The organism is Adhaeribacter pallidiroseus, assembly GCF_003340495.1.
Classification (GTDB): domain Bacteria; phylum Bacteroidota; class Bacteroidia; order Cytophagales; family Hymenobacteraceae; genus Adhaeribacter; species Adhaeribacter pallidiroseus.
In genome coordinates, this window is sequence record NZ_QASA01000001.1 from 3,290,633 (window position 1) to 3,303,366 (window position 12,734).

General features: G+C 43.7%; 7 protein-coding genes. 5 read left to right on the forward strand and 2 right to left on the reverse strand.

Annotated elements, in window-relative coordinates:
- Positions 1-2: 2 nt before the first annotated feature.
- Complete coding sequence (gene mutL / locus AHMF7616_RS13070) at positions 3-1,871, reverse strand: DNA mismatch repair endonuclease MutL (protein WP_115373290.1); 1,869 nt, start codon at positions 1,869-1,871, stop codon at positions 3-5.
- 455 nt (positions 1,872-2,326) lie between these two features.
- On the opposite strand from mutL, the gene AHMF7616_RS13075 reads away from it, so the two are divergent.
- From AHMF7616_RS13075 to AHMF7616_RS13100, 5 genes are all read left to right on the forward strand, one after another.
- Positions 2,327-5,281 (forward strand): serine hydrolase domain-containing protein, encoded by a 2,955-nt coding sequence (locus AHMF7616_RS13075; protein WP_233507525.1) that lies wholly within the window; start codon positions 2,327-2,329, stop codon positions 5,279-5,281.
- Positions 5,282-5,532: 251 nt separating this feature from the next.
- Positions 5,533-6,681 carry an N-acetyl-alpha-D-glucosaminyl L-malate synthase BshA gene (bshA, locus tag AHMF7616_RS13080; protein ID WP_115373291.1) on the forward strand — a complete coding sequence of 383 codons (1,149 nt, stop codon included), beginning with the start codon at positions 5,533-5,535 and terminating at the stop codon, positions 6,679-6,681.
- 729 nt (positions 6,682-7,410) lie between these two features.
- Positions 7,411-8,553, forward strand: coding sequence for an SGNH/GDSL hydrolase family protein (locus AHMF7616_RS13090; RefSeq protein WP_115373293.1), 1,143 nt, complete (start codon positions 7,411-7,413; stop codon positions 8,551-8,553).
- A gap of 228 nt (positions 8,554-8,781) precedes the next feature.
- Entirely contained in the window at positions 8,782-10,674 is a 1,893-nt protein-coding gene (gene serA / locus AHMF7616_RS13095; protein WP_115375602.1) for a phosphoglycerate dehydrogenase, read from the forward strand.
- A gap of 181 nt (positions 10,675-10,855) precedes the next feature.
- Entirely contained in the window at positions 10,856-11,944 is a 1,089-nt protein-coding gene (locus AHMF7616_RS13100) for an aminotransferase class V-fold PLP-dependent enzyme (RefSeq protein ID WP_115375603.1), read from the forward strand.
- Positions 11,945-12,086: 142 nt separating this feature from the next.
- Here AHMF7616_RS13100 and AHMF7616_RS13105 read toward each other — a convergent pair whose 3' ends face one another.
- Positions 12,087-12,611, reverse strand: a complete 525-nt coding sequence (locus tag AHMF7616_RS13105) for a DUF7935 family protein (protein WP_115373294.1) — start codon at positions 12,609-12,611, stop codon at positions 12,087-12,089.
- Positions 12,612-12,734 lie beyond the last annotated feature (123 nt).

Sequence of the window (12,734 nt, forward strand, 5' to 3'; positions counted from 1 at the left end):
AATCAATTTTTTAAAAAAAAGTGCTGGAGCTGACCTAGTTCCATCATTACTAACGTTTTCTGACCCGACGGCGTATAGTTGGGCATTTGGCAAGCAAACAGTTTATCTACCAAGGCATTCATTTCCAGGTCAGTAAGTTTGCCGGTAAACCGCGACGAAACCCGTTTCGCTATGGCTCGAGCCAAATTTTCCTTTTTAGAAAGCGTTAACTCCTGCTGATTGTTTTTGTATTGTTCCAGTAATTCCTCCAGCAAAGCTTTTTCGTCACGGGCGGGTACATCAGCCGGAATGCCGTTTAACACAATGGTATGTTTGCCAAATTCGCTGAAAACAAAACCTAAGGCATTAAATTCTCCGGCTAATTGTTGCAGCAAATCATAATCGCCCGGCGAAAGCTGCACCGCTTGCGGAAATAACAAAGCCTGCGAGCCGCCACTATTCTTCAGCAGCGAGGCCGTATATTGCTCGTACAGGATGCGTTCCTGAGCGGCTTGCTGGTCCACGAGCATGATGCCCGATTTTACCTGCACCATAATGTATTTCTGGTGTACCTGTAAGGCTTTTTTACCCGAGGGTTCCTGATTGCTTAGCTTGCTGAAATTGCTTAAAAAGTCAAATTCTGTTAATTGGTGCTCATCCGGCTCCCGGGTAAACTCACGCGAGTTCTGGGTGAGTGGTTCAAATACTTTTTGCCAGTCCTGGTGGCCATTCCCCTTACTTTTTACCGGATTAATCGGAATGGCCTGAGCCGGAGTAGAATTTTCCCGGATAAAATTTTCAAAATTAGCGGCTTTTTCAAATTTATTCTCGTCAAAGGAATGCGCTACCGGTCTTAATGGGGCAAAATTCACGTCGCCCTCAAAATCCAGGGAAGGCGCAATATTATGCACCCCCAACGATTGCTTTATCGCGGCCCGCAGAATGGCATAAACCGTTTTTTCGTCTTCAAACTTAATTTCGGTTTTAGTCGGGTGTACGTTTATGTCGATGCTTTCGGGCGCAATTTCCAGAAACAACACGTAAAAAGGATGGCTATCTTTGGGCAACAAACCTTCGTAAGCCGTTTGCACGGCGTGGTTCAGGTACGAACTCCGGATATAACGCTCATTTACGAAGAAAAACTGTTCGCCCCGGCTTTTTTTGGCAAACTCGGGCTTACCGATATAACCCTTTATTTTTAAAAACGGCGTTATTTCTTCGCAGGTAGCTAATTGTTCCCGGTAATTATTCCCGAACAGATTCACGATACGCTGGCTTAACTTGCCGGGAGGTAGTTGAAAAATTTCAATTTCGTTTTGATACAAGGAAAAAGCAATTTCCGGATGAGCCAGCGCCAGGTGCATAAATTCATCCAAAATATGCCGCATCTCCACCGGGTTGGATTTTAAAAAATTACGCCGGGCGGGTACGTTAAAAAATAAGTTTTTGACGCACACCGAAGTACCATCGGGCACCGCCACGGGCTCCTGACTAATAAATTCCGAGCCTTCGATTACGAGCTTGGTACCGGTATCGCTGGCGCGGGTTTTGGTTTTTAATTCTACCTGGGCCACGGCGGCAATAGAGGCCATGGCTTCGCCCCGGAAACCCATGGTGCGGATGCGAAACAAATCTTCGGTAGATTTAATTTTAGAAGTAGCGTGGCGCTCAAAGCACATGCGGGCATCTGTCTCGCTCATACCCAAGCCATTATCCACTACCTGGATGAGTTGCTTACCAGCTTCTTTTACTATCAGTTGAATAGTAGTACTCTGGGCATCAACCGCGTTTTCGAGTAGTTCTTTCACCACTGATGCCGGCCGCTGCACCACCTCGCCAGCGGCAATTTGGTTGGCTAAATACTCGGGTAACAAATGTATTATATCGGGCATGCAGCACTTTTTCTTTTTAAAACCGGGCAAACTTAACTAATATCTTTTAACCAAACACAATGATTTATTTAACCTTTTATCGCATTTGCCAAACCGTAGCTCTAGCACCAGAACTAACATTTACAATATATAGAGTAATTAATAAATAGAGCTGTTTAATAGAATTTGGGTAAATCAATCAAAAAAATAATAGTATTATTACAAACGAATTGTTGGGTTCTGCGTTTTGTTTTTGTTTTGGTTAAAGAACCTGAACAAGAAACAAGTAATATTTTCGGTCGGAAATTAAAAAATTAAATAGTCAGGAGCCGAAATGCTAATACCGTGATTTTGCAGCTTAAACTAACGGTGGCAAACCGGTGTTATAGTAGCGCAAACCCTAGCGTCGGAGTAAAATCTAGCTATACAAAATTAGATTTAATTCTGACCTATTCAAATATATAGTACCTGTACCCATGTGGAAGAATATTTTATTTTTTTTAATTATAAGTACATTTCTAGGGTTGAGTTTGCTGGTGTCGTCTTTTACGCCCACCGACGAACCGCCGGTTACGCAGGCGGAAAAAAATTGGGTAGACAGTGTTTTTACCTCGCTTACTTTCGAACAACGGCTCGGTCAGCTGTTTATGGTAACTGCCCTTTCTAACAAAGGCCCGGCGCACGTTCAGCAAATAGAAAAATTAATCACGGATTACAACATTGGCGGGCTAATGTTTTTGTACGGCAGTCCGTATAAACAAGCCGCCTTAACTAACCAATACCAATCGCATTCGCGGGTACCCTTACTCATTGCCATGGATGCCGAATGGGGCTTAAACATGCGCCTGGATAGCAGCATGCACTTTGCCAAGCAAATGACCTTGGGCGCTATGGCGGATGAGCATTACGTTTACTTGATGGCTCAGGAAATTGCGCTTAATTTGCGCCGGTTGGGCGTACAAGTAAGTTTTTCGCCGGTCCTGGATGTAAACAGCAACCCGCTGAACCCGGTTATAGGCAACCGCTCTTTCGGCGAATCCAAAGAACAAGTAAGCCGCCGGGGGATAGCGTACATTAAAGGCTTGCAGGAAAACGGGATAATTGCGGTAGCCAAGCATTTTCCGGGCCACGGCGATACCGAAACCGACTCGCACAAAGCCCTGCCGGTAATTAACTCTGATTTAAAAAGGCTCACCGAAGTAGATTTGTACCCTTTTATGCAATCGTTTCAGGCGGGCGTTAAAGGCGTAATGGTGGGCCACCTGTACATGCCCCAGTTTGATTCGACGGAAATAAAGGCCACTACCTTATCGCACAAACTCGTAACGGGCTTGTTGAAGCAGAAGATGAACTACCAGGGATTGGTGTTTACCGATGCGCTTAACATGAAAAGTGTGAGTCAATCTTTTAAGCCGGGGCAGGTAGACGCGCAGGCGCTGCTGGCCGGCAACGATGTGTTGCTTTTCTCCGAAGACGTACCTACGGCTATTGCCGAAATTAAAAATTCCATCAGTCGCGGCGAAATAACGCCCGAGGAAATTGATGCCCGCGTCCGGAAAATACTGCACGCCAAATACTGGGCTGGCCTGCATCAGTACCAACCGGTAAACCTGGCGCATTTAAAAGAAGAATTAAACCGGCCCCGCAGCCGGTCTGTACAGCACAAGTTGTACGAGCAATCTATTACCTTAGTAGCTAACCACGGCAATGTGCTGCCTTTCCGGGAAGTAGATACCACCCGTTACGCCCACGTAAGCATTGGCACCCGGCCCGATAATACTTTTGCCGAAACCCTGCAACGCTACGCCCCTTTTGCCACCTATAATGTGCGTGAGCGGTACGTACCGGATTCGGTGCTGATTAACCTCCGGAAAAAATTAGGAGGTTACGATGTGGTAGTGGTTAGTATTCATAGTTTAAACAGTACCTCGGTAAGTAACTATGGCATCGGCGAAAACACCCGCACTTTTATCAAGAACTTACAAAAAGAAAATCCGCGGCAAAAAGTAGTGGTTTGCGTGTTGGGTAATGCTTATAGTTTAAAATTTTTTGAAGGCAGTAAGTGGCTGGTTTGCGGCTACGAAGATAATCCGGTGGCCCAGAGCGTTATTCCGCAGGTGCTATTCGGGGCATTGCCGGCGCAGGGCAAATTACCGGTTACTGCTTCGGCCGCATTTCCGGCCGGGTTTGGTCTGGAAACCGCCAGCTTAAACCGGCTGCGGTACGACGTACCGGAAAGTGTGGGTTTAGACTCGCAGGTACTCACCGAAATTGATGATTTAGCCAACGAAGCTATTACTACCAAAGCCACACCCGGCTGCCAGATTTTAGTGGCCCGCGACGGGGCCATTGTTTTTAATAAATCTTACGGTAACTTTACATATGAGCCCAGCAACCCGGTTAATGCCAATACACTCTACGATATTGCGTCTGTTACCAAAGTAGCCGCTACTTTACAGGCGATCATGTATTTAAAAGATCAAGGCAAACTTAATTTAAACGAAAAGCTCTCCCGGTACTTACCCGAAGTTATTGGCACCAACAAGCAAAATTTACTTATAAAAGATATATTACTGCACCAGGCTGGTTTGCAACCGGGCATTCCGAATTGGCAAAAAACCTTGGCGGCGCAACAATTAAGCCCAACGTATTATGCCAGCGCGCAAACCACCATTTACCCCAACGAAGTAGTACCGGGGGTTTATTCCGTTAAAACCATGGAAGACTCTTTGTGGTCCTGGACGGTACGTTCCCGGTTGTTGCCCAAGAAAAGAGGCGCTGGTAACGAAATGAAATACAGCGACCTGAGCTTTTATATTTTAAAGCGGGTAGCGGAGCGGTTACTGCAACAACCCCTGGACCAGTTTACCAGCCAGTATTTTTACCAGCCTATGGGTTTGCGTTCGCTCACGTATAATCCGTTAACTAAATTCCCGAAAGCCCAGATTGCCCCCACCGAGTACGATAATTATTTTCGAAAAACCTTGGTATGGGGCACGGTACACGACCAGGCCGCCGCGATGCTGGGCGGGATAGCCGGCCATGCCGGCTTATTTAGTACGGCCACCGACTTGGCGACGCTCATGGAAATGAACCGTTTAAACGGCAACTACGGCGGCAAGCAGTATTTTAAAACGGAGGTGGTAACGGAGTTTGCGAAGCAACAAAACCCTACTAATCGGCGCGGTTTAGGTTGGGATAAACCGGACCCGAGCGGCATGGGGCCCACCAGCAATAAAGCATCGGTTAATACTTTTGGCCACACGGGTTTTACCGGCACCTGCGCCTGGGTAGATCCGGACCAGAAATTGGTTTACATCTTTTTATCGAACCGCGTGTATCCCACCGCGGCTAATCAAAAACTTTTAACTAACAGCTATCGCACCCGCATCCACGATGTTATTTACAAGGCTATTTTAACCAAATCCTAGTTTATTACTTCATGGTTTTTGGCCACTTATCGTTAAGTAGCCATTCCTTATTTTTAAAATTTTGCTAATAATGACTAGTATTTTTACCCATGATACGGCGGATTACCGTAAACAGGTACTTAGGCATACTTTGGCTAACAGGGTATTTTAATTTACATTTGATCATTCGGGTTAACTTATCACAAGTCCGAACATTTAATCTGTTTGCTGGTTGTAGTACCGGCGTTGCCTAAATCTCACTTTTTATTACTATGAATATCGGAGTTGTTTGTTACCCTACTTTTGGTGGCAGTGGCGTGGTAGCCACGGAACTGGGGAACGCTTTGGCCATAAGAGGTCATAAAGTGCATTTTATTACTTACAGCCAACCCGTACGGCTCGATTTTTTTAGCGCCAATGTATTTTACCACGAAGTAAATATTCCGTCGTACCCTTTGTTTCAGCACGCTCCTTACGAACTGGCGCTGGCCAGTAAAATGGTAGATATTGTGCAGTTCGAAAAACTGGATATTCTACACGTGCATTATGCCATACCGCACGCTTCGGCGGCTTTTATGGCGAAACAAATTTTAAAAACCAAAGGCATCAACATCCCGGTAGTTACTACCTTACACGGTACCGATATTACGTTGGTGGGGAAAGATTCGTCTTACGAGCCCGTAGTAACGTTTAGCATTAACCAATCAGATGGTGTAACGGCGGTTTCGAATGACTTACGCGAGGAAACGTATAAATACTTTGCCGTCGAAAAAGAAATTGTGGTTATTCCGAATTTCGTTAATTTAGAACGTTTTCAAAAACAACATAAAGAACACTTCCGGGCGGCCATTGCACCTTTCGGCGAAAAATTGCTGGTGCATACCTCTAACTTCCGGGGGGTGAAGCGGGTGCAGGATGTTTTAAAAATATTTGATAAAGTGCGCCGTAAAATACCCAGTAAATTGCTGCTAGTCGGCGACGGCCCGGAACGCCAGAAAATGGAAAAACTCTGCCGCACGCTTAAGATTTGCGGCGACGTACGTTTTTTAGGCAAGCTCGATGCCGTGGAAGAAGTATTATCGGTGTGCGATTTATTTTTAATGCCTTCCGAAAAAGAAAGCTTTGGTTTAGCGGCCCTGGAAGCTATGGCTTGCGAAGTACCCGTAATTTCGACTAACGCCGGCGGTATTCCCGAATTAAACCTGGATGGTATTACCGGATTTGTAAGCAATATCGGCGACGTAGACGATATGGTAAAAAATGCGTTGTACATCCTGGAAGACGCTAATTTGCCGCAGTTCCGGGCGAACGCACTGGCTAGGGCCCGGGAGTTTGAAGTAGATAAAATTGTACCTCGCTACGAAGAAGTATACCAGAAAGTAATTAACGAGCAGCTACAGGAAGTTACCACTACCGCTTAAAAATTATTATTCTTACTGCCTGAAAGAGGAACGTTATAAATATAGATTATTTAAAAAAGAGCAACTTAGGACTGCTCTTTTTTAATAATAAATATACTTGAGCCAATAATTTCAAAAATACTAATAATATACGCCCTGAACCTTTTTACAGAGAAATTATCAAAGAAATAGTTAAACGGAGGCACTTAAAACGGAACCTTAGAGGGATAACTTAGGGTAACAAAATGTACTTAACTAATATATATTACTTTACCAAGGTATATATTAGATGAAGCACTTTTTAAAATTTACCGGCCAAAATGAAAGTGAAGAAGAATTAAGAGGTAGTGTAGCAAATTTTAAAAAAAGCCAGGATAGGTGGTTATGGAAAAATTCTTTTTACCAGGCCTATAAAAAAAGGATTATGCTACGGCCGAGGCAATTTATCTTTCCCGAGAAAAATATCAAGCAGGGATTACCGATGTTCATGTAGCCTATAAACTCTTAAAACAATCCGATTACACGCACGCGGTAGCAGTCCTAAGTTCCCTGATATTTCTAATTTTCTGCTTACTAGCAATAACCGAGTGTTTCTCCTAACAAAGTAAAAATGGCTTAACCTTTTTAAAATTATTATTGTTTTGCTCATTGTTAACGCATATCCGTATACCTCACCCACCAGTGAGGTTTTTTAATGATAGCCCGGGTTAGAATCATTTGATAGCTTTACAAAAACTAAAATTTTAAAAAATGAATAAACCGGATGCAGCAACCTTACAAACCAAACAAAAACTACTCGACAAAATAGCGGCTTATCCGCTGGAGTTTAGTCAAACGGATTTTGAATTGTTGGTAAACCCGGAACTGCAATTAACTTTTAATGATTTGCGAGAGCTGCTTCTACGGATTTTTGATTTAAACGAAACTTCCCTCCGCCAGGAATCAAACTCTACCACCGGTGCTATTGGTTTACTAAACAAGCTGAGCACCTATTTCCGGCACCGGCAATACTATCGATTAATCCGCAAAGGCTTTCGCGATCTTTCTTGCCCCGAACGCAAAATTATTGTGGCCGAAGGTGATTCCTGGTTTCAGTTCCCCATTATAATTAAAGACATTGTAGATTGGTTACGTACCGACCCGAACTTTGCCGTGTACAGCCTGGCCTACGGCGGCGATTGGTTTACCAATATTTTGTACGATGAAAAATACATCGAAGAATTATCTATTCACCGGCCCGACGTATTTTTAATTAGCGGTGGCGGTAACGATTTACTCAGCGCGAATCGCCTGGCCATTATGGTGGATGCGGAAGCAAAAGGGCCGATGCGGTCGCCATACGAGATAGATCGACTGCTGGCCCAGGAGCCGGAAACAGATAAAACGGATATTCGGGTAGGTTACCGTTACCTCACCAAAGATTTTTATTCATTTATCTGGTTGTTAAAGGCGCAGTATTATAAACTTTTTCAAGGGCTTTGCAGCTCCGGTAAATTTTACAAAATGCAGATCATCACGCAGGGTTACGATTATGCCTTGCCCACTTATAAATACCGCTGGGAAAGATGGTACCAGTTGCAACCGCTATTAAACTGGTTTATAAATTCGGGCCAATGGTTAAAACGGCCGCTGATGATTAAAGGCATCCGGAACGAGAAAATAAGCCGGCAAATTATAAAAGCGCTTATTTTTGAAGTAAATGTATTGTTTATAGAACTAGCCCAGCAATTTAAACAGGTGTACCACGTAGATTGCCGCGGCACAGCTCCTACCTTTCATAATTGGTTTGATGAATTACATTTGCCTTCTGAAAAATACCGCCAAATTGCCCGGGCTTATAAACAGTGCATCGAGAATCCGCCGGAAGGTAAAGTAACGAAAGTGGTTTCCTGATTTATGCTTTTTTTATTTACCTACCAATCGATTGTATTTACTTGCTTAATTGTATTCAACAGAAGACCAGATTTTATCTTGTTTTTTAAATATTTTTTAAAAAAGATTACTTAGAAGCGCCAATAACACGTTGATTTCTAATTTTTAGAATAAAGCCAATTATCGTTTCGGTAAACTGTAAAAATTTTTCAACTTTGGCTTTAATTTTATTTTATTTCCTTAATGGCCATGATCAAAGATAAATTCTTTATAATAGATTTTGATAGCACGTTTACGCAAGTAGAAGCCCTGGATGAACTAGGAGAAATTTCGCTGAAAGACTACGAAGAAAAAGCGCAGATTTTAGAGGAAATTAAAAATTTAACGAACAGTGCCATGGATGGCCGTAGTTCTTTTACCGAAGGTTTAACCCAGCGTTTACTGCTATTAAAAGCTAATAAAAAGCATTTAACTCCGCTCATTGCTACGCTTAAAACCAAAGTATCGGATTCTATTCGCCGCAACAAAGAATTTTTCACTGCCTTTGCCGATCAGATTTTAATTGTCTCCAGCGGCTTTAAAGAATTTATTACGCCCATTGTTACGGAGTACGGCATTAAAGAAGAAAATATTTACGCCAATACCTTTGTATACGACGAGAATGACAATATTGTGGGATTCGACCAGGAGAACGTATTATGCCGCGACAAAGGCAAAATTAAACTATTAGAAAACCTGGCTCTGCAAGGCGATGTGTACGTGGTTGGCGATGGGTACACGGATTACGAAATTAAGGAAGCGGGCCTGGCTAATAAATTCTTTGCCTTCACCGAAAACGTATCGCGGGAGGCTGTAGTAGCCAAAGCCGAACATATTGCACCTAGCTTCGATGAGTTCTTGTACCAGAACAAACTCCCGATGGCGATCTCCTACCCGAAAAACCGGATCAGCGTATTGCTCCTGGAAAATATTCACCCGGAAGCCGTGCGCTTATTTAAGCAGGAAGGTTACCAGGTAGAAATTATGAGCACGGCTTTAAACGAAGAGCAACTGTGCGAAAAAGTAAAAAATGTATCGATTCTGGGTATCCGGTCTAAAACGCAAGTAACGCAAAAAGTAATTGAAAGCGCCAACAAATTAATGGCCGTAGGTGCCTTTTGCATTGGTACCAACCAGATTGATTTAAAGGCTTGCGCCAAAGCCGGCATTGCGGCCTTTAATGCCCCATACAGCAACACCCGTAGCGTGGTAGAACTGGCCATTGGCGAAATCATCATGCTTTCCCGAAACATTCCGAACAAAAGCGAGAAAATGCACCAGGGCAAATGGGACAAATCGGCGCATAACAGCTTTGAGGTGCGGGGTAAAAAACTGGGTATCGTGGGTTACGGCAACATCGGCTCCCAGCTATCGGTACTCGCCGAAGCTATGGGCATGGAAGTGTACTACTACGACATGGTCGAAAAACTACAACTCGGTAACGCTAAAAAATGCAGTTCTCTAAAGCAGTTATTAAGTGTAGCCGATATTATTACGTTGCACGTAGATGGTCGCGCCAGCAACAAAGATTTGTTTGGTCCGGCGGAGTTTGAAGCCATGAAAGACGGCGTTATTTTCCTGAATTTAAGCCGGGGCCATTTAGTAGATATTCCAAGTTTAGTGAAAAATATAAAATCCGGCAAAATAATTGGCGCCGCCGTAGACGTGTTTCCGTACGAGCCCGCCAACAACGCCGAAGAATTTGTGAATGAGCTGCGCGGATTACCCAATGTTATTTTAACCCCGCACATTGGTGGCAGTACTTCCGAAGCGCAGGCCAACATTGCCAACTTTGTTCCAAACCGGATTATGGAGTATATCAACAGCGGCAATACTTACCAAAGCGTTAATTTCCCGAACATTCAGTTACCAGAATTAAAAAATGCGCACCGTCTTATTCACGTGCACGATAACGTACCGGGTGTGTTAGCGAACATCAACAACGTACTGGCCAACCACCACGTGAACATTCTGGGACAATATTTAAAAACCAACGAGAACATCGGCTACGTCATCACCGACATCGACAAAGCTTACGATAAAAACCTGATCGGCGATCTCCGCAACATCGCCAACACGATTAAATTTAGGGTGCTTTATTAATGGGTTGAAAGGTTAGAAAGTTGCAAGGTTAGAAGGTTGAAAAATTAAAAGGTTATTGTTAAGGAGTTATAATGTGATGCATAATTAAAATCAAGTTTTAACCTTTACAACCTTGCAACTTTCCAACTTTGAAACTTTTCAACCTTCTAACCTTGCAACTTTCCAACCTTTCAACCAAAAAATGAACAACAAAATATACTTTACCCCGGGGCCTTCTGAATTGTACCCGACTGTGGCGGCGCACATGGCTACGGCTATGGCCAACAAGATTGGTTCTATTTCGCACCGGAGTCAGCAGTTTAAAGATATTTACGCCCACGCCGTAACTGGTTTACGAGCTTTACTGCAACTGCCGGATAATTGGGATATTCTGTTTGTGGCTTCGGCGAACGAAGTCTGGGAGCGGGCCATTCAGAATAACGTGGAACGGGAAAGCTTTCACCTGGTAAATGGGTCTTTTTCCAAACGCTTTTACGAAATATCCTTGGAATTAGGCCGCCAGGCTACCAAGCACGAAGTGGCCTTCGGCCAAGGTTTCCCGATAGAAGAATTAGAAATTTCGGCTACTACCGAACTGGTAGCGGTCGTGCAAAACGAAACCAGTTCCGGGGTAAGCACCCCGGTGAACGAGATTAATAAACTGCGCGCTAAATTAAACCCGGAAACGTTAATTTATGTAGATGCGGTTTCTACAGCGCCTTACCCCGATTTTGATTTTGAGCGAATAGATTCTGTATATTTTTCGGTGCAGAAAGGTTTTGGTTTACCGGCCGGTTTAGGTATCTGGCTAGTGAACGACCGGTGCGTCGCAAAAGCGGAAAATTTAAAAAATCAAGGTTTATCCATTGGTTCTTACCACAGCATACCGGCCTTATTAAGCAAAGCCCGGGCTTACCAGAATCCGGAAACCCCTAATGTACTGGCTATTTACCTGCTGGGTAAAGTAGTGGAAGAAATGAACCATCACGGTATCGCCAACATTCGGCAGGAGACCGAAGCTAAGGCCAAGCTTATTTATGATTACCTGGCTATTAGCCAAACTTTTAGCGCAGCAGTAACAAACCCGGCGCAACAGTCGCAAACCACTGTTATTGCCAATACGCAGGTTTCTTCGGCGGAAGTAATTAAAAAACTGGCTCCTTTTGATATGGTAGTAGGGAGTGGCTACGGTAGTTACAAAGACACGCAAATCCGGATTGCTAATTTCCCGGCGCACACGCTGGCCCAGGTACAAGCTTTAATTTATAAATTGCAAGAACTTTACGGGTAGTATTAGTAAATTTCAATAAAACAAATCCGGAGGCTTACACGTACAGACTATTCGCAAAAAAGCCGTTTGTGTCTTCACAAACGGTGGCACCAGCCATTGTTAGTGTCTTTATTGACAATTCATTTTTGAGAAAGTCCAAAATTTAAAAAACCTGCACAATTTCTCTCTTAATAAAGCTTAAGGCCGGATCGGTAGGATCGCTATTTTGGGCAATAACGGTTTCCAGTATTCGTTTGGCCAAATCGGTACCTTTGGCATTTTCGGGCAGCTCGTGGAAAGCTTTGTTCACCATGGTAACTACATCTTCTTTGGCTTGTTTTACCTGTTCCCAGGCCGCTTCGCTCATGTACACCTGCTGCGACACATTATGGCTAAACTCACTCCGGATTTCGGCCAGGAGCGTGTATTGAAACTCTACCGCATTTTGCCCAGCCGGACTTACCCGAATTAATAAATTGCTGGGGGCAATGCGCTCCAGAAGCAGACAAATACGTTCGTAAGCTTGCAACCGGATGGGTAAAACAATTTCGGTATTTTTTAATCTTACATCTAATACCCGGCGTTGCGTTTCTTTATCCAGGTATGCTTTTATAACCAGATACATACCCAGCAGCACCAAGGCCGCGGGAACTACTAACTTTAATAAATCAAAAATATACTCCTGCATAAATTTTTAAAATCATAAGTAGGATAAACCAATTACCTAAACCACCGGAATCATTTCGGATGGCCCCCTGTTATTGGATTACATCAATTCTGCGAAACAATAATAGGGATTATTAGTTATTTT